This window comes from Frateuria aurantia DSM 6220, from assembly GCF_000242255.2.
Lineage (GTDB): Bacteria > Pseudomonadota > Gammaproteobacteria > Xanthomonadales > Rhodanobacteraceae > Frateuria > Frateuria aurantia.
The window spans coordinates 1,120,587-1,138,130 of sequence record NC_017033.1 but is presented as its reverse complement, the minus strand read 5'-3'; the positions used below and the strand labels follow the sequence as shown (position 1 = coordinate 1,138,130).

Below are 17,544 nucleotides of genomic sequence, written 5' to 3'. Positions count from 1 at the left end.
CCAGCTTTCAGAGCACGCTTATGAATCCCACCCGCAAACGCCGCCTCATCCTGGTCTCGACCATTCTGGGCGCCGCCGTCGTCGCTGTCGGCCTGGCCGTATGGGCCCTGCAGCACAATATGAACTACCTGCTGACCCCCAGCCAGGTCCGCGCCGGCGAAGCCGCCTCCTATCAGAGCTTTCGGCTGGGCGGCATGGTCAAGGCCGGCTCGATCGAGCGCAACCCCCAGTCACTGGACGTCCACTTCACGGTGGTCGATGCCGACGGCGCGATGCCGGTGGACTACAACGGGATTCTGCCCGACCTGTTTCGCGACAACCAATCCGTGATCGCCACCGGACATATGGCCGGCGATCATTTCGTGGCGACCGAGGTGCTCGCCAAGCATGACGAGACCTATATGCCCAAAGAACTGAAAGACGCGATGGCCAAGGCCCATGCCAATCACCAGGTGGCGGCCGCCACCGCCACGGGAGCGGCTCGATGATTCCTGAGCTGGGCCAGCTGGCACTGGTACTCGCACTGATCCTGGCCATCGTGCAAGGCATTCTTCCCCTGATCGGTGCCTGGCGCGGACACAGCGGTCTGATGGCGGTCGCCCGCCCCGCCGCCACCGGCCAGTTCGTGTTCGTGGCCGCGGCCTTCGCGATTCTGGCCTGGTCGCTGTACAGCCATGATTTCTCGGTCCGCTATGTTGCGGTCAATTCCAATCTGGCGCTGCCCTGGTATTACCGCATCGCCGCCACCTGGGGCAATCACGAAGGCTCGGTACTGCTGTGGATCCTGATCTTCAATGTCTGGACCGTAGCCCTGGCCACCTTCAGCCGGCACCTGCCGCAGGTGTTTCTGGCACGCGTGCTGGCCGTGATGGGGCTGGTTGGCACCGGCTTTCTGATGTTCAGCATTTTTACCTCCAATCCCTTCCTGCGGTTGATTCCGATGCCGGCCGACGGCGATGACCTCAGCCCCTTGCTGCAGGATCCGGGAATGACCTTCCACCCGCCGATGCTGTACATGGGCTATGTCGGTTTCTCGGTGGCCTTCGCCTTCTCGATCGCCGCCTTGCTTGGCGGCGAACTGGAACAGGCCTGGGTGCGCTGGTCGCGCCCCTGGACCAATGCCGCCTGGGGTTTTCTAACCGTCGGCATCGTCGCCGGCTCCTGGTGGTCGTACTCAGTACTGGGCTGGGGAGGCTGGTGGGCCTGGGATCCGGTGGAAAACGCCAGTTTCATGCCCTGGCTTGCCGGTGCGGCGCTGATCCACGCCCAGGCGGTCACGGAGAAGCGCGGCAGTCTCAGCGCCTGGACCCTGCTGCTGGCCATCTTCGCCTTCTCGCTGTCGCTGCTGGGTACCTTCCTGGTCCGCTCCGGCATCCTGACCAGCGTGCATGCCTTTGCCACCGACCCTCGCCGTGGCGTGTTTATCCTGTGCTTCCTGATCGCCGTGATCGGCGGTTCGCTGCTGCTCTATGCCATGCGCGCACCCACCGTCGTCCGCGGCAAGGGCTTCGCCATGATTTCACGCGAATCCGCGATCCTGGTCAGCAACCTGCTGCTGACCGTGGCCGCCGGCATGGTGCTGCTGGGAACCTTGTTCCCGCTGATCGGCGATGCCCTGCATCTGGGCAAGACCTCGGTGGGCTCGCCCTACTTCGGCTTCCTGTTCACCGTGCTGATGACACCGCTGGTGCTGCTGCTGCCCTTCGGCCCCTATCTGCGCTGGGGTCAGTCCGAACCCGGCGCCCTGGTCGCCATCGCGGCCCGCGCCGGCATTGCCGCCGTGGTCAGCGCCGTGATCGCGACCTTCTTCGTGCAGGGACATCTGAAGGCCATCTTCGGGGTGGCCGGTGCGATCTGGGTCATGGTCGGCACCTTGCTGTACGTGTTCAAGCGCGTGCGCGAGATGCCCGCCGGCCGTCGTTTCACCGCGGAAATGGGGGGCATGCTGCTGGCACACTTCGGCGTAGGCGTCTTCGTGGCCGGCGTGATGCTGTCCGAGTCGCTGAGCATGTTCAGTGACGTGCGCATGGCGCCGGGCGACACGCAGACGCTGGGTGCCTACCAGTTCCACTTCGACGGTCTGCAGGAAACCAAAGGCCCCAACTGGCATGCCGACCAGGCCGCCATCACTGTCAGCAAGAGCGGCTCGGTGGTCGCGGTCCTGCACCCGCAGAAGCGCGTCTACACCCGCGAGGAAGTGCAGACCGAATCGGCGATCTCCGCCGGCGTGTTCCGTGATATCTACGTCACCTTGGGTGAACCGATGGACCCCAAGCAGCCGAATGGTGCCTGGGCCTTCCGTCTGTATGACAAGCCCTTTATCCGCTGGCTGTGGATGGGTGGCCTGTTCATGCTGCTCGGCGGCTTCCTCAGCGCCTGTGAAAAGCGCTTCCGGCAGACCCGCTCCAACGACAGCCGCGGCACCGCCGCCCAGGTGCAGTGATGATGCGCAAACTCCCCCTGCTGGCCTTTCTGGTACTGGCCGCGCTGTTCGGCTTCGGCATCTGGTGGTCATCCCATCATGACCTCAATGAAGTACCGTCGCCCTTGATCAACAAGCCGGCTCCCGAATTCAGCCTGCCGTCCCTGCAAGACCCGTCCCGGGTGATCACCAAGGAAAGTCTGCTGGGCAAGCCCTATCTGCTGAACGTGTTCGGCAGCTGGTGCGTAGCCTGCGCCCAGGAACATCCCCTGCTGATGGCCGATGCCAAACAACTGGGCGTAACCCTGGTCGGCCTCAACTACAAGGACGACCCCGCCGATGCCAAGGCCTGGCTGAGCGAGCGCGGCGATCCCTATGCGCTGATCATCGCCGATCGCCAGGGCCGGACCGCAATCGATTTCGGCGTGTACGCCGCGCCGGAAACCTTTCTGGTCGACGCGCACGGCGTGATCCGCTACAAACGGATCGGTGAAATCACCCCGGCCGTGCTGAAAAACGAACTGGAGCCGGCCATCGCCGCCCTGGCCAAGGAGAACCAGCCATGAGGGCCGTCAACTTGCGCCTGCTGCTGGCGGCCTTGCTGGGACTGCTGCCGCTGCTGCTGCAGGCGCAGGCCATCGAACCGCTGCCCTTCAAGGACCATGCCGAGGAAGTCCGCTTCCAGCAGCTGACGGCCGAGCTGCGCTGCCTGCAGTGCCAGAACGAATCGCTGGCCGACTCGGGTGCTCCGCTGGCCCATGATCTGCGCGACGAAGTCTTCCAGTTGATGCAGAAGGGCCAGTCCGATGCCCAGATCAAGCAATATCTGGTCGCGCGCTATTCCAATTTCGTGCTTTACGATCCGCCGCTGGATCGTTCGACCTGGCTGCTGTGGTTCGGGCCGCTGGGCATTTTTCTGGCCGGCGGCCTGATCGTGTTCGCCATCATTCGCAAGCGCAGCCGCTCCGGTGTGTCGGCCGCTGATATCACGCCTGGGGAAAAATGGTGAAAACCGCTTTTTATGTCATCGCCGCGGCCATGGTCCTGGCCACCATCCTGTTGGTGGCGCTTCCGCTGTGGCGCCGCTCCCTGGAACAGAGTCGACGCTCCGGCCGCCCGCTCGCCGTGGTTCTGGCGGTACTGGTGCCGGTGGCCGCCATCGCGGTCTATGGCATCGTCGGCCAGCCCTCGACCCTCAATGGCGTCCCGCGTCAGGATCCGGCCCAACAGCAGCTGGTCGACGCCCTGACCAAGCTGGAAAACCATCTCAAGCAACAGCCCAAGGATACTCAGGGCTGGCTGCTGCTGGGCCAGACCATGGCGGCCATCCGCCAGCCGCAGGCGGCACTGGATGCCTACCAGCATGCGCTGGACAATGCACCCGACAACGTCAATGCCATGGTCGGTTGGGCCGAAATGAGCGCCATGACCCGTCCTGATCATCAGCTGGCCGACCATGCCAGCGATCTGCTGCACAAGGCGGTCGCTGCTGATCCAAAGAACCAGCGGGCACTGTGGCTGCTGGGCATCAGCGAATATCAGCATGGCCTGTTCGCTCAGGCCATCGACCACTGGAAGACTTTGCAGCCCCTGATCGGGCCGGATTCGGAAATCGGCAAGATCGTCAGCGGGCAGCTGCGCGATGCCGAACAGCAGCTGCATGGCCAGCAGGCGCAGGCGACGGACAGTTCCTCCGAACCGGGCAAGGCTGCAACCACCCAGCCCGGTGCCCGCCTGCCGGTGACGGTCAGTCTTGCCCCGGCGCTGGCCTCCAGGCTCAAGCCCGGTGACAGCCTGTTCATCTACGCCCGTGCCGTCGGCGGTCCTCCGATGCCGCTGGCCGCGACCAAACGGCCGGCCTCGAGCCTGCCCGCGACCGTGACCTTGACCGATGCCATGGCGATGATGCCGCAACGCAATCTGTCCGCCGCCACGCAAGTCATCGTCGGTGCCCGCATCAGCCACAGCGGCCAGGCCATGCCGGCCGCCGGCGACCTGGAGGGCGAATCAGCCCCGATCAGGCTGCCGGTCTCCGCGCCGGTCAGCATTGTGGTCGACAAGGTCGATTGATGAGCGACGCGCGCCGCTACCATGCCCTGCCCAGTCCCTTCCCGATGAAACGCGGAGGGCAGCTGCAGGGAGCCAGGCTGGCCTATGAAACCTGGGGCCGGCTGAGTCCCGGGTGCGACAATGCGGTGCTGATCCTGACCGGCCTGTCACCCAGCGCCCATGCCGCTTCCCACCCTGATGGCGATACCTCGCCCGGCTGGTGGGAAGGCATGCTGGGGCCGGGCAAGGCCATTGATACCGATCGGTGGTACGTCATCTGCGTCAACTCGCTGGGCAGCGACAAGGGTTCGACCGGGCCGGCCAGCCCGGATCCGGCCACCGGCGCACCCTATCGTCTGAGCTTTCCCGAGCTGGCGCTGGAAGATGTCGCCAGTGCCGCCCACGATCTGGTCAAGGCCCTGGGCATTGCCAGACTCGCCTGTCTGATCGGCTGTTCGATGGGTGGCATGAGTGCGCTGGCCTATATGCTGCAATACGAGGGCGAGGTCGAGGCGCATATCAGCGTGGATACCGCACCGCAGGCGCAGCCGTTCGCGATTGCCATCCGCTCGCTGCAGCGAGAGGCGATCCGGCTGGATCCTAACTGGCAGGATGGCCACTACACCGACGCAGCCTATCCCGAAACCGGCATGGCGATGGCCCGCAAGCTGGGCGTGATCACCTACCGTTCGGCGATGGAGTGGAACGGCCGCTTCGCGCGCATCCGGCTGGATGGCGATCAGCGACCGGATGAACCTTTCGCCCGCGAGTTCCAGGTCGAGTCCTATCTGGAACATCATGCGCAACGTTTCGTGCGCCGCTTCGACCCGGCCTGCTATCTGTATCTGACACGTGCCAGCGACTGGTTCGACGTCGCCGAGTATGGCGAGGGCAGCGTGATGCAGGGGCTGGCCCGCATCCATGTCCGCAGGGCGCTGGTGATCGGTGTCAGCACCGATATCCTGTTTCCGCTGGAGCAGCAGCAGCAGATCGCCGAAGGCCTGCAGGCCGCCGGTGCCGAGGTCGACTTCGTGGCGCTGGATTCACCGCAAGGCCATGATGCCTTTCTGGTCGACATCGAAAACTACAGCGCAGCCATCGGCGGCTTCCTCAGGACCCTGTAAGGTCGCCTGGCTGGCCGCTCCTGCCGGTCCGCTCAAGCTGTCCTTGCAGCATGCTGCGATGCGCCTGACTGATGCAGCCCTGGGCCATCAGCAGCAGACGATCCAGACTTTCGATGCCATCCTGCCATGGCTGGGCCTTCAGCCCGGTCTCTTCCGCCAGCAAGGCCGCGCAGGCCGGCTCGGCCAGCTGCAGCAGCGAGCGCGCCTGATCCAGCCACAGATTGGCATCGTTCAACAACTGCTCGGGCATGGCCGTCTCGGCGATCAGATAGTCGGCCGTCAGTGAAATCCAGGGCGTACCGGCCAGAATGGTCATCAGCTGCTCCGCAATCACCCGCAAGTCGCCAAATCATACTTGCTGACCACGTATAGATTTGGCGAAGGCCACCGCTTTGCGGATGCGCGGTTCCGCCATTCAGCCACTGCTGCAGCGGCCGGCAAACAGCAGTACGTCTTGTCGGCATCCCCGCGAGGCTTTCCGTTTGATGGATCAGAACCTGCTCCGTCGGGCACGCCCCGCCGCGCTCCTGCTTATGGCCGCCTGCCCGGATATCAAGCCTTACCGGATGCCGCATGGCCGGCGACCTGAAGTCTCATGGACAACCGCGGTATTCCGCCTCCCGGTCATACAACCCGCGAAACAGCGGCCTCGATGAACAACCCTGCCAGAACTGGCGCCTGTCGCCGACAGGCCATCCCGCAGACCGGTATGCGCTGGATACATGAATCATCCGGCGCGTTCCGGCATCGTCCAGGCAAGCGTGAGTCGGTACCGAAAATACGTTGAACACTCCAGTCGAACTGCCGATACGCCAGGCTTGACGCGTCCACATGGGGCGGTTGGCGGGGGGCTGCATCGCATCGTGCCGCATGTCACATGCACGACAGGTGATATAGCTATGCCGCTTGCTTATTTGGCCTCAGCTGAAAACCACCGATAGGCTGGCCGGATTTGCAGGGGGCGAACCATGATGTTTCTGCGCGCGTTGCTGCTGGGCCTGAGCCTGCCGACAGCCGTCATGGCCGGCGATGCCGGTCTGAAGCCCTGGCTGGGCGACTGGCAGGCCACCGCCAGCCAGTCGTCACAGAACATCCCTTTCCATTACCAGATCGTGCAGGATGGCCAGCGGCAGCTGCATGGCAATTTCTTCAATGGCAGCGATGCGATCACTTCCCAGCCGGCCACGCCTCGCAACGGCCATCTGATCCTTCGTTATCCGGGCTTTGACCGTGTGCTGGATTTGCAGCTCCGAACCGATGGCAGCCTCGACGGCCGCTATACGGCCATCCAGTCCGGTCCACATTCGCCGTCATGGACGATCAAGGCGCGTCGTCCGGCAGCATCGACAGCCAGCTCCGGCGTGGCTCCCGACATCGACGGTCTGTGGCTGGTGCCGGCGGCCAGCCGCAAGCACAACGAGCATGCCTGGCGACTGATCGTGCGCCAGCAATTCTCCGAAGTCAGCGCCGCCGTGCTGGGTGTGGGCGGCGATACCGGTGCCCTGACCGGCACCTGGCATGACGGCAGCTGGCAGTTGTCCAATTTCTCGGGCACCCGTGCCGAAACGGCCAGCCTGAAACCCGATCATGCCGCCAATGGCGATGTGGACCTGCAGCTGGATCTGACGGACAGCCATGGCCAGCACAGCCATTATCTGGCATATCGACCCGAGACGGCTCGCAAGCTGGGCCTGCCTGAGGCCGCCGATCTCGGCAACCACACCACGGTACGCGATCCGGACGAGATCTTCGCCTTCAGCTTTCCGGACCTGCAAGGACATCGCATATCCAATACCGATGCCCGTTTCAGGCACAAAGTGGTACTGCTGGATGTCTCCGGCAGCTGGTGCCCCAACTGCCATGACGAGGCGCCGTTTCTGGAAGCGCTGTATCGCAGATACCATGCGCGCGGGCTGGAAATCGTGACTCTGGACTTCGAGGACAAGGATCAGTTCAAGGATCCGGCCCGTCTGCGCGCCTTCATCGCCGAGTCCCACACCTCGTTTCCGGTGCTGCTGGCGGGGACCACCGACCAGGCCCAGGAAAAACTGCCGCAGGCGGTGAATCTGGACGCCTGGCCCACCACCTTCTTCATCGCCCGCGACGGCCGCGTCAAACATATCCATACCGGCTTCTCGGCGAAGGCGACAGGGGTTTATCACAGCGCACTCACCCGCGAATTTGAACAGCAGATCGAGACCCTGCTGGCGGCTCCGGCGGGCTGAACCCGCCACGGGCCGGCCTCGCCATATCCAGACGTACAGGCTGCAAGGATTCAGCCGGCGTCGAGCTCGCCCAGGGTGTGAGCCGCCATGACCGACCAGTCCCGACTGCCGCCACCAGCCTCCACCGCGGCACGCATCTGGCCATGGACGGCCTCCAGCATCGGCAGGTCACGCCCCAGACCTGCCGCCGCCTGCTGCGCCAGGCCAAGATCCTTCAAGCCCAGCGAGGCCTTGAAACCGGGCTGATAACGGCCGGCCAGAATCTGTGTCGAATAGACCTGATAGGAGCGGCTGCCAAACAAGGTATTGAGAATCAGCTCGAAAAAGTCTTCGCGTGCCAGACCGTACGGCTCGGTCAGCACCACCGCCTCGGCCATGGCCTCGATGGCCATCGTGATCATCATGTTGCAGGCAATCTTGGCGGCAAAGGCCGCTGATGGCTTGTCGCTCAATCGCCAGCAGCGCTTGCCCAGCACATCGAAGACCGGTGCCAGCCGATCCAGAGTCGCGCCATGGCCCGCCGCCAGGATGTTCAACTCGCCTCGGGCCGCCACATCAGGACGCCCCAGCACCGGTGCGCCGACGTACTCGATGCCCGCGGCATGATGCGGCGCCTGCAAAGCTTCGGCGAAGTCCACCGAAATCGTCGACATCACCACATGCACCGTGCCCGGGCGTGCCTGCGCCAGCGCGCCACTGTCCAGCAGCACCGTCTGCAGGGCCGCGTCGTCAGACAGCATGGTCAGCACCACGTCGGACTTGAACACATCCCCCGCGTCTTCGACCACCTGAGCTCCCGGCGGTGCGCCACCGGAACGATTCCATACCCGTACGGCATGTCCGGCATCCAGCAGCCGGCACACCATCGCCTGCCCCATCGCACCCAATCCAATCACTCCGACATCCATCATCTCACCCTCTGTTGTGTGCTGACCAAACCGCTGCGTCATCCGCCACGATCAGTACCGGACAACCTCGCCTCCCTTGTCGTTCAACGACTGAGCGGGTGCCCTTGCCTTGCTCCAGGGGCAAAGCCGTGCCGGCGCCCCCTCCTGACGATGATCCAGGCCATGCCCGCCAGCAACGCCACCACCCCCGGCAAGGCCTCGGCCCCCCAGGCATGCAGCAGCAACCCGCCGAGTACCCCGCCACCGGCGATGGCGCTGTTCCAGGCCACGACATTCATCGCCAGGGCCGTGTCGGCTCCCTCGCCCGCACAATCCGCCAGCGCAGTCTGCAACAGGGTCGCGGCACCACCGAAGCTCAATCCCCAGATAAACACGGCCCCCACCACGACAACCGGTCGCTGACCGGCCACCACCAGCGCGAGAGCGGCAGCAACAAACGCCGCCAGACTCCACAGCACGGTCTGCCGCAACCCGTGATCCACCCGCCGCCCACTCAGCCAGATACCCGCCAGCGCCGCGATACCGAACAGCAACAGCAGCCGATCGACGCCGGCCTGCATGCCCGACACGCCCGCAAACGGCGCAATATAGGTGTAGAGCACATTGTGGGCCAGCATCCAGAAGATCACCGTGGCCAGCACGCGACGCACCCCCGGCGTCAAAAGCACGCGACGCAGCGGCAAACGCTGATGCGCGGCCTGACCGGCATAGTCCGGCATCACGGCGAGGATCCAGCCGATCAGCAGCAGACTGACGAGTGACATCAGACCAAAGGCCTGCCCCCAGCCCAGCCGGCCACCCAGCCAGGTACCTAGCGGTACACCCACGGCCAAAGCCACCGGCGTTCCGACCATGGCAACCGCCATCGCCTGCCCTTGCTGATGCGCAGCGACCATTCTTCGCGCATAGCCAGCGATCAGGCTCCAGGCCAGACCGGCGGCCATCCCTGCCAGAAAACGCGCCACCAACGTCAGCCACAAGGACGTCGAACACGCGGTGACGGCATTGAAAACCAGAAAGCCGCTGATGGCCAGCAACAAGACCTTGCGCCGGCGCCAGCCGGCGGTAGCCATGCTCAAGGGCATGGCCGCCAGCAACGAGCCGGCAGCATAGGCAGTGACAGTCTGTCCGGCCCAGGCCGAAGTCACATGCAGCCCGGCGGCCATCTGCGGCAGCAGCCCGGCCGGCAGGGTTTCGGTCATGATGCAGATAAAACCGCTCATGGCCAGGGCCAGCAACGCCGCCATCGGCAGACGCTGGCCGTTATGTTCGGCCTTCGAAATCGAACCGCGATTCATGATAGGTGCCATTTGGCGCCCCGCCTATTTACATACCGATAGGTACAAATGTATTCGACCATCACCATCCGGTCAACGATATATATAACAATCGATATATATTGATAGGAAGCAATACCCATGCCGACAACGCCTGCCTGCTGCATAGCCTACACTTGTATATCGCTCAGTATTGAAGTATCACGTGAGCCACAGGCAATGACAGGAGAAGCGGATGGCGACCATGGGGCGACCTCGCCGTTTTGATCGGGACCAGGCAATCGAGGAGGCGATGTATCTGTTCTGGGAGTATGGCTACGAGTCGACGTCACTGGCCCAATTGAAGGCCGGACTCGGTGGCGGCATCTCGGCGCCCAGCTTCTATGCCGCGTTCGAATCCAAGGAAGCCTTGTTCAAGGCCTGCTGCGACCGCTATCTCGCCAGTTTTTCCCAGGTCACGTCCTGTCTGTGGGATGCTGAACTGGAGCCACGTGTCGCCATCGAAACCGCCCTGCTGCGCTCGGCCCGCATGCAGACCGAGCGCGGCCATCCCAGCGGCTGCATGGTCGGACTTGGCGCCCTGTCCGCGGTGCGGCCCGAACACGCGGCCCTGGTCGAGCCACTCACCCGGTCCAGGGCCCGTACCCGTGCCGGCTTGCTGGCCTGCGTCCAGCGCGGCATCAAGCAGGGTTCACTGACCCCGGACACCTCGGCGCGGGCGCTGGCCATGGTCTTTGACAGCTTTCTGCTGGGTCTCTCCCTGCTGGCCCGCGACGGCGTCGGTTACACGGCGATGAAAGCAGCCATCGGCCAGGTCATGCGCCATTGGGACATCGCCGCGCCTGTGCGTTGATTGCATCGTCGCAGACCGCGGCGCCGGCGCGAAACTCCCGCCTCCAAAGGCTTTTCAGTGGCCGGCAGTCGATGGCTTTGATCGGGCATTGATCGCTGCCAGATGCGCATGATCCTCCGCCAGACTGGGCAGACCCAGCGCGATCCGCTGCTGTTCGCTGATCGCACCGGGCTGCACCGGGTAAAGCTCCCAGGCACCGGTCCTGGCCGACCTGACGAACTGGGTGCCATACCACTGCGGCTGGCCCTGATCTTCAAGCAGACGTTCCCAGCTCATGGCCGTCATCTGCCGGGCCTCGACACGGACCGGATCCAACTGCGCCGCCAGCGTCGCGAAGGCCAGTGCCATCCTTGCGTCCTTTAACGAGTCGCCATGCTGCATGATCACCGCGGCATTGAAATAATCCTGCCCAGTGCGGATCTCGCCTCGGGCCAGCCACTGCATCACCGCTCTGCGACGGCCCTGGTCGCGTGGCGTGATCCGTGACCAGTCGATGCCGCTCGGACCCGGTCGGCGATCAGCCTGGTCGGCGGCCTCGGCCCGTGACAGCCCTTCGTTCGACACCACCACGAATGGCGCAGCCGACACAACAGTGCAAGCCCCGATCAGCAGCCAGCCCAGACCTGCACACCCTCCCAATGGCCACCACGAGCGCTTGTTGTGACGCATGACGACTCCCCCTCTCCAGATACGCAGATTGTCTCTGCCCATCGACGTAGTCAAACCCGTACCCTGCCGACAGCGAACCACTCCGCCGTCATGCTGAACGGGTCTGATCGGTGCCTTGCCGGATCGGCCCGATGCCTGGCTGCAACATGGCGCGCCAGCCCTGCACCTTGAGCGCCGCCTGATCGATCAGCACGTCAACTGCGGACTGGCCTATGAATGCATCCATGCAACCGATGCCGCACGCAGCCTGGCGGCATCAGACACTCGAACCATATCGCCAACCGATCATATGCCCACCGGACCTTGTGCGCACCATCGACAAGGACCTTGCCCATCAAGCTCGATCGCCCTGCCGATCAGAGACCATATCCCCGCCCATCGCGCCTCTCGTCCATGACCGCCGTTCCCCGGCATCGGCCATTGCACCGGAAAAATGTCGGCTTGTCTCATCTGGTCTATACCAGAATGCACATAAGCAAACGTCCAAAAGTCATGGCGCTGGATCGCAATCAAGCGATCCCGACCACTTACACTTGAGCACAGACCGAAGCCGCCGCGCTGACGCAGGCCGACTCTACCGACATCGCTCCTTGTTCACGGACGTCCTTACGCCCGGACAGCAAGCCCCCCCCATCCGTTGTGCCGGCAGTGTGATCCGTCTTCACTCTGCATCCGTTCCAATCGACTGCTTATGAAACTGTCTTTACAGATCAAACACCTGCTCACCCAACATCGGTGGCCTGCCGCACTTGCCATCGGCCTGATCGTCGACATCAACGGCAGCCCGTCGGCAACGGCGGCATCGGCCATCGAGCAACCAACGGCCGACGACACCCAGGCGGTCACGGATGCCGCCTCGCAGCACGGAACACCGGCGCCAGTGAAAACCCGCAAGGCCCGTCGACTGCAAAGCATCGTCGTCACCTCGGGATCCGGCCGGAGCAGCTATCAAGGCCAGATCGCCGAGATCGGCAGCTTCACTCCGCAATCGATCCACGACACGCCTGCCTCGATAAGCCAGGTCACACGCAGCGTGATGGACGATCAACAGGCAAAGCTTCTCAGCGACGTGGTGCGCAATGATGCCTCCGTGCAACTCAACGATGCCGCGACAGGCTATTACGAAGGTCTGTCCATCCGCGGATTCCCGCTGGACCAGGCGACCGGCTATCAGATCAACGGCCTGACGATCGCAGGCGAGCAGAATGTCGCGCTTGAAAACAAGCAGAGCGTCGACATTCTGAAGGGAGAATCGGCCTTCCAGAACGGCGTCGGATCGCCTGGCGGGATCATAGACTACGAGACCAAACGGCCGGCCGACATTCATTCACTTACGATCGGGACCGACGCCCAGGGCTCACGTTACTACGCCGGTGATTTCGGCTGGCTCGCTCGTGACAAGAACTTCGGCATCCGCCTGAATTTTGCCCACGAAGCCATCCACAGCCCCATCCAGTACGCGGACGGCCAGCGCAACGTGCTGTCGCTGGCCGCCGACTGGAGGATCACGGCCAGAAGCAGTCTGCAGGTGGATGCGGAATGGCAGCGCCGCAGCCAGATATCCGTCAACGGCTATCAGCTGCTGGGCGGCACGACCCTGCCCGGCCATGTATCCAATGCGAGCTTTATCGGCTACCAGCCCTGGGTACAGCCGACGACCTTCAATGCCTACAACCTCAGTGCTCGCTACAACTACAGTTTCGGTGACGACTGGCGACTGTCGATACGGGCCGGCAGCAGCTGGTCGGACCTGAACGACAACATGGTCTATGCATACGGATGCTACTACCAGAGCGCCTGCAGCAACGCGGCTGGACATTATTTCAGTGCTGCCGGCGGATACGACATCTACGATTACCGTATGCCGGTCGAGGACTACCGCAACAACGAAGTCCAGGCCTTGCTGTTCGGCGATATCGACGATGGGCCGGTACACCAGAGCGTGACATTGGGGATCAGCGCGTTCCAGCACAAAGTGGTGGAATCCGGGGAGGTATACGACTATGTCGGCAGCGGCAACATCTATAGCGCCACACCGTATTACCCGCGAGACGATGACAGCGTCACACCTGCGCAGACCGTGCTGGACAGCCGGCAATTCGCGGTGTTCGGAAGCGACCAGCTGAGCTTCGGCCAGCATTGGCAACTCAGCCTGGGCGGGCGAGAGGTCTTCTTGCGTGAAAAGGCCTTCGACAGCGACTCCGGTTCGCTGCAGCGCGACACCCGCCAGAATGTATTCCTGCCTCAGACCGCACTGGTCTACAAGCCGTCCGACCAGTGGATGCTGTACGCCAGTTACAGCAAGGGACTGTCCTTGGGCAATCAGGCCCCGTGGTGGGCGACCAATGCCAACCAGTTTTTCACCCCTTATGTCAGCCGTCAGACCGAACTGGGTGCCAAATGGTCGGCCAGCCCGCGCCTGAGCATCAATGCGGCGCTGTTCGACATGACACAGCCCTTTTCCTACGCGCGGCCCGATAGTTCCGAGGAAGGCTATACCTATGTCAGGGAAGGCAGTGAAAGGCATCTGGGCGCGGAGCTGTCCGCGGCCGGCGAGATCACCGACCACCTGCGCATCACCTCCAGCCTCGCCTATATCCACGCCACGGCCTCAGGCAGCGGCTATCGCGCCTACGATGGCGTGCAGGTGATCAATCAGCCCCGACTCAAGGCTGCCGTCTATGCGCACTATGATCTGCCGTGGGTACCTCAGCTGAGCCTGCTCGGCGGGGTCAATTACAGCAGCCGCAAAAGCGTGCTGAACGATGCCTCGGTGCAGGCTCCCGCCTTTGTCACGTTGTCGCTGGGCGCCAGCTTGCTGACCCATGTCGAAGGCCATGCGCTGACCTTCCGGTTGAGCATCGACAACCTGACCAATCGCTTCTACTGGGCCGATGCCGGTGCCTCGGGCGGCGACATGTTCCTGTATCCCGGCCAGCCACGTACCGCGCGTCTGTCGGCGCAGTACGACTTCTAGCATGCAAGGACCTGACGACGCGGCTCGCCAACAGCGCCCTGGCCAGACAGCCCACGTGTTTCACCCAAACGCAGCACATCGGAATCCGTCGTGAAAAAGCTTCGCCTCGTACTGGAATACTTTCATCCCTGGCCCAATTCGGCCGGGTTCTATTACGCCCGCGATCAAGGCTGGTACCGACAGGCGGGGCTGGACGTGCATATCCTGCTGCCCGACCCGGGCCAGGGCGACAGTCTGGCCCACCTGCTGTCCGGCGATGCCGACTTTGCCGTCGCCCCCAGCAATCGCCTGCTGGTCCGTCGCGCCGGACGACAGCCGCTCAAGGGCATCGCGGCGATCAACCATCGTGGCCTGGAAGCCATTCAGACGCTGGTTGAAACGGGTATCCAGCGCCCTCGCGACCTGCAGGGCCGGCGCCTCGCCATGAATCCGACGCCACGTGGTCTGGCCATGGTCCGCCATGTGGTGGAACTCGACGGCGGGGATTTCGACCAGGTCGTGATCGTCGATACCGGCTCCCGCGAGCTGAGGCCCGAAGATCTGGAGGCCGGACGGGCCGATGCGAGTTTCGGCGGCTACTGGGCCTGGGAAGCGCTGATGGACAGCTCCGTACCCAGCGCACGGCGGATCGTCTGGCAGATCGACCAGCTGGGTGCACCGGCCTATCACAGCTATCAATTGTGCAGCAGCGATGCGCTGCTGCAGGCCGAGCCTGACATGGTGCGCGACTTCATCCGGGCCACCGCGCGCGGTTTTGCCACGGTCGCCGGCGATCCGCTGGCCGCACTCGATGTCTACGAGCGGACCACCCCCTATTTTTCGCGGGCCCTGCTCTCCTCGTCGCTGCAGAAGATCGCTCCGACCTGGCTGCACGACGGTCGTTGGGGCGAGCAGCGTAGCCCCTTGCTGGAGGGCTATGCACAATGGCTCGCTGACCATGGCATCGTGGATAATCCGCAGATCTGGAAGGATGCCATCGACAACCAGTATCTGCCGCGGGACAGGCCGTGAACGCGCAGGCCTGCGCCCACGGCATGGGCCACGACCTGGTGGTGCCACGCTGGCCCGCACTGCAGCTCGATGATGTGGAGACCATTCTGCAGGCCTATCCGCAGGCCGGCAGGCCGCTCGATCTGCGCTGGCACAGCCCCCGGCCGTTCTCGTCAGCGGCCCTGGTCAGAACCGACCGTACGGAGCTCTTCGTCAAGCGGCACCATCATCGGCTGAGGCAGGCTGGCGATCTGGCCGAAGAACACGCTTTCGTAAAGCATCTGGCCCGACATGCCTTGCCCGTTCCGCAATGGCTGCAGGATCAGTCCGGTCATACCGCCCGACAGGTCGGTGACTGGGCCTGCGAAGTGCAGTATGTCGCCGAAGGTGAAGACTGGTATCGCGACCGCCACTCGTGGACGGCCTATCGTTCGACCCGAGAGGCCGAGGCTGCCGGAGAGGCTCTGGCCCAGCTGCACGTCGCGGCGGCGGACTTTGTCCGGCCGCCTCGACGCAGCCGCTTGCTGGTGAACAATTTCCGCCTTTTTGGCGCCAGCGGCACGCTGACCGCACTACAGGCCGAGCTGGATGTGCGCCCGGCGCTGGCGGATTACCTTGCGCCTCGCGAGTGGCGGCAGGATCTGCAGCAGCATCTGCTCGATCCCTATCAACGACAGCTGCTCGCCCAGCTTCCGTCATACCCCGCACTGTGGACCCATGGCGACTGGCATGGATCGAACCTGCTCTGGCGCACGACACCCAAGGGTCCGAAGGTCCAGTCGATACTGGATTTCGGTCTGAGCGATCGCAGCTTCGCGCTGTTCGACCTCGCTACCGCCATCGAACGCGCCCTGATTCCCTGGCTGGATCTCGACGAAGGCGGCACGACCGTAGCGGAGCTGGATCAACTCGATGCTCTGCTGCACGGCTATACCCGGGTACAGCCCGTCACCGCCGCCCAGCTGCGCCAGCTGGCATGCCTGCTTCCCCTTGCGCACGCCGACTTTGCACTGAGCGAAGTCGAATACTTCGCCGGCATCGCCGAAGATCCCGCCTCGGCGGATATCGCCTACCACCGTTATCTGCTGGGTCACGCCGACTGGTTCGGCAGCGCCGAAGGCCAGCGCCTTACCGCACATCTGCAGACCATGGCCCGGAGGGCCGCATGAGTGCCCCACCATCACCGTTGATCTCCCCGTCCGAGCTGGCCGCGGCAATGCTGGCATCGGGAGTCGATGTCATCGATGCCAGCGTCGAGCTGCCATCACCGCGGTTCGATGGCGACCATCGCCATGCCAGTGGCCTTGCCGGCTGGATTGAAGAACAGATACCCGGATCACGCCATGTGGATCTGCTGCATGCCTTCAGCGACCCGCATGCTCGATTCAGTTTCGCGATGCCGGCCTGGAGCGCCTGGCCCGACAGACTCGACACGCTCGGCTTTCATCCCGACCGCATGCCCGTCATCTATGACCGCAGTGACGGGTTCTGGGCTGCACGATTGTGGTGGATGCTGGACAGCGCCGGCATTCGGTGCCGAGTGCTGGATGGAGGCATTGCAGCCTGGAAGGCCGATGGTCAAATCGTCATCAGGGGAGCCCCCCAACCTCAGCCGCTGGTACGTCGGCATGACTGGTCACTTAAGCCCCAGCCTCATCGCTGGGCCGATCTGGAGCAGGTCCGGGCCATCACAGAAAGTCGTCAGCAAGGCACACTGATCTGTGCCTTGTCGGACGCCATGTTCAACGGCATCGTGCCGACCCGCTACAGCCGTCGCGGCCATATTCCCGGAAGCCTGAACCTGCCCGCGCGCCGTCTGCTGGGCCCAGCGAATCGCCGCCGGCCCATGGCCGAAAACGCGGAACTGGTCGCGGCATCCCTGGCCAATGCCGCGACCCCATGGGTGATCTATTGCGGCGGCGGCATCTCGGCGGCCTCGCTGGCCCTTGATCTGTATCGGCTTGGCCACCGTGACGTGGCGGTCTACGACGGTTCCCTGCAGGAGTGGTCTGCCGATGTCAGCCTGCCGATGTCCAGCGCAACTTGAATC

General features: G+C 63.8%; 17 protein-coding genes. 12 read left to right on the top strand and 5 right to left on the bottom strand.

All coding sequences use genetic code 11. The features are described from left to right. Window positions 1-20 precede the first annotated feature (20 nt). The 6 genes from ccmE to metX are packed head-to-tail and all read left to right on the top strand — an operon-like array spanning window position 21 to window position 5,595. Complete coding sequence (gene ccmE / locus FRAAU_RS05200; protein WP_014402521.1) at window positions 21-488, top strand: cytochrome c maturation protein CcmE; 468 nt, start codon at window positions 21-23, stop codon at window positions 486-488. After that, window positions 485-2,443 (top strand): heme lyase CcmF/NrfE family subunit, encoded by a 1,959-nt coding sequence (locus FRAAU_RS05195; RefSeq protein ID WP_014402520.1) that lies wholly within the window; start codon window positions 485-487, stop codon window positions 2,441-2,443. Before ccmE ends, FRAAU_RS05195 begins: the two co-directional genes overlap by 4 nt. After that, window positions 2,443-2,988: a DsbE family thiol:disulfide interchange protein gene (locus FRAAU_RS05190; protein WP_014402519.1), complete on the top strand. Its 546-nt coding sequence runs from the start codon at window positions 2,443-2,445 to the stop codon at window positions 2,986-2,988. The genes FRAAU_RS05195 and FRAAU_RS05190 overlap by 1 nt, the downstream gene beginning before the upstream one ends. Next, complete coding sequence (locus FRAAU_RS05185) at window positions 2,985-3,431, top strand: cytochrome c-type biogenesis protein (protein ID WP_014402518.1); 447 nt, start codon at window positions 2,985-2,987, stop codon at window positions 3,429-3,431. The genes FRAAU_RS05190 and FRAAU_RS05185 overlap by 4 nt, the downstream gene beginning before the upstream one ends. Then, the gene (locus FRAAU_RS05180; RefSeq protein WP_014402517.1) at window positions 3,425-4,492 is read left to right on the top strand and encodes a tetratricopeptide repeat protein; all 1,068 of its coding nucleotides are present in this window, start codon (window positions 3,425-3,427) and stop codon (window positions 4,490-4,492) included. Before FRAAU_RS05185 ends, FRAAU_RS05180 begins: the two co-directional genes overlap by 7 nt. Next, complete coding sequence (gene metX / locus FRAAU_RS05175) at window positions 4,492-5,595, top strand: homoserine O-acetyltransferase MetX (protein WP_014402516.1); 1,104 nt, start codon at window positions 4,492-4,494, stop codon at window positions 5,593-5,595. The genes FRAAU_RS05180 and metX overlap by 1 nt, the downstream gene beginning before the upstream one ends. Here the strand turns inward: metX and FRAAU_RS05170 are convergent. Further along, entirely contained in the window at window positions 5,582-5,911 is a 330-nt protein-coding gene (locus FRAAU_RS05170) for a hypothetical protein (protein WP_014402515.1), read from the bottom strand. The genes metX and FRAAU_RS05170 overlap by 14 nt on opposite strands. Window positions 5,912-6,563: 652 nt before the next feature. Here FRAAU_RS05170 and FRAAU_RS16360 point away from each other — a divergent pair. Further along, entirely contained in the window at window positions 6,564-7,820 is a 1,257-nt protein-coding gene (locus FRAAU_RS16360) for a TlpA disulfide reductase family protein (RefSeq protein WP_014402514.1), read from the top strand. 50 nt (window positions 7,821-7,870) lie between these two features. On the opposite strand, the gene FRAAU_RS05160 is transcribed toward FRAAU_RS16360, so the two are convergent. Continuing rightward, entirely contained in the window at window positions 7,871-8,716 is an 846-nt protein-coding gene (locus FRAAU_RS05160; RefSeq protein ID WP_217176246.1) for an NAD(P)-dependent oxidoreductase, read from the bottom strand. Between the two features lie 95 nt (window positions 8,717-8,811). After that, the gene (locus FRAAU_RS05155; RefSeq protein ID WP_041270388.1) at window positions 8,812-10,026 is read right to left on the bottom strand and encodes an MFS transporter; all 1,215 of its coding nucleotides are present in this window, start codon (window positions 10,024-10,026) and stop codon (window positions 8,812-8,814) included. Between the two features lie 223 nt (window positions 10,027-10,249). Here FRAAU_RS05155 and FRAAU_RS05150 point away from each other — a divergent pair, with 223 nt between their 5' ends. After that, a complete protein-coding gene (locus FRAAU_RS05150; RefSeq protein WP_245546437.1) occupies window positions 10,250-10,858 on the top strand; it encodes a TetR/AcrR family transcriptional regulator in 609 nt (202 codons plus the stop codon). A gap of 54 nt (window positions 10,859-10,912) precedes the next feature. On the opposite strand, the gene FRAAU_RS16355 is transcribed toward FRAAU_RS05150, so the two are convergent. Both FRAAU_RS16355 and FRAAU_RS17175 read right to left on the bottom strand, forming a co-directional pair. Further along, a complete protein-coding gene (locus FRAAU_RS16355) occupies window positions 10,913-11,527 on the bottom strand; it encodes a hypothetical protein (protein ID WP_014402510.1) in 615 nt (204 codons plus the stop codon). 88 nt (window positions 11,528-11,615) lie between these two features. After that, window positions 11,616-11,753 carry a hypothetical protein gene (locus FRAAU_RS17175; protein ID WP_156803344.1) on the bottom strand — a complete coding sequence of 46 codons (138 nt, stop codon included), beginning with the start codon at window positions 11,751-11,753 and terminating at the stop codon, window positions 11,616-11,618. Window positions 11,754-12,218: 465 nt separating this feature from the next. On the opposite strand from FRAAU_RS17175, the gene FRAAU_RS05140 reads away from it, so the two are divergent. The 4 genes from FRAAU_RS05140 (at window position 12,219) to FRAAU_RS05125 (ending at window position 17,541) form a co-directional block, all read left to right on the top strand. After that, window positions 12,219-14,504, top strand: coding sequence for a TonB-dependent receptor (locus FRAAU_RS05140; protein WP_014402509.1), 2,286 nt, complete (start codon window positions 12,219-12,221; stop codon window positions 14,502-14,504). 90 nt (window positions 14,505-14,594) lie between these two features. Further along, entirely contained in the window at window positions 14,595-15,515 is a 921-nt protein-coding gene (locus FRAAU_RS05135) for an ABC transporter substrate-binding protein (RefSeq protein WP_014402508.1), read from the top strand. After that, window positions 15,512-16,663 carry a phosphotransferase enzyme family protein gene (locus tag FRAAU_RS05130; protein WP_014402507.1) on the top strand — a complete coding sequence of 384 codons (1,152 nt, stop codon included), beginning with the start codon at window positions 15,512-15,514 and terminating at the stop codon, window positions 16,661-16,663. The genes FRAAU_RS05135 and FRAAU_RS05130 overlap by 4 nt, the downstream gene beginning before the upstream one ends. Further along, window positions 16,660-17,541, top strand: a complete 882-nt coding sequence (locus tag FRAAU_RS05125; RefSeq protein ID WP_014402506.1) for a sulfurtransferase — start codon at window positions 16,660-16,662, stop codon at window positions 17,539-17,541. Before FRAAU_RS05130 ends, FRAAU_RS05125 begins: the two co-directional genes overlap by 4 nt. Window positions 17,542-17,544: the final 3 nt, after the last annotated feature.

Coding starts and splice junctions, on each gene's coding strand:
- ccmE (WP_014402521.1), top strand. CDS start 21: ATGAATCCCACCCGCAAACGCCGCCTCATCCTGGTCTCGACCATTCTG.
- FRAAU_RS05195 (WP_014402520.1), top strand. CDS start 485: ATGATTCCTGAGCTGGGCCAGCTGGCACTGGTACTCGCACTGATCCTG.
- FRAAU_RS05190 (WP_014402519.1), top strand. CDS start 2,443: ATGATGCGCAAACTCCCCCTGCTGGCCTTTCTGGTACTGGCCGCGCTG.
- FRAAU_RS05185 (WP_014402518.1), top strand. CDS start 2,985: ATGAGGGCCGTCAACTTGCGCCTGCTGCTGGCGGCCTTGCTGGGACTG.
- FRAAU_RS05180 (WP_014402517.1), top strand. CDS start 3,425: ATGGTGAAAACCGCTTTTTATGTCATCGCCGCGGCCATGGTCCTGGCC.
- metX (WP_014402516.1), top strand. CDS start 4,492: ATGAGCGACGCGCGCCGCTACCATGCCCTGCCCAGTCCCTTCCCGATG.
- FRAAU_RS05170 (WP_014402515.1), bottom strand. CDS start 5,911: ATGACCATTCTGGCCGGTACGCCCTGGATTTCACTGACGGCCGACTAT.
- FRAAU_RS16360 (WP_014402514.1), top strand. CDS start 6,564: ATGATGTTTCTGCGCGCGTTGCTGCTGGGCCTGAGCCTGCCGACAGCC.
- FRAAU_RS05155 (WP_041270388.1), bottom strand. CDS start 10,026: ATGAATCGCGGTTCGATTTCGAAGGCCGAACATAACGGCCAGCGTCTG.
- FRAAU_RS05150 (WP_245546437.1), top strand. CDS start 10,250: ATGGGGCGACCTCGCCGTTTTGATCGGGACCAGGCAATCGAGGAGGCG.
- FRAAU_RS16355 (WP_014402510.1), bottom strand. CDS start 11,527: ATGCGTCACAACAAGCGCTCGTGGTGGCCATTGGGAGGGTGTGCAGGT.
- FRAAU_RS17175 (WP_156803344.1), bottom strand. CDS start 11,753: ATGGATGCATTCATAGGCCAGTCCGCAGTTGACGTGCTGATCGATCAG.
- FRAAU_RS05140 (WP_014402509.1), top strand. CDS start 12,219: ATGAAACTGTCTTTACAGATCAAACACCTGCTCACCCAACATCGGTGG.
- FRAAU_RS05125 (WP_014402506.1), top strand. CDS start 16,660: ATGAGTGCCCCACCATCACCGTTGATCTCCCCGTCCGAGCTGGCCGCG.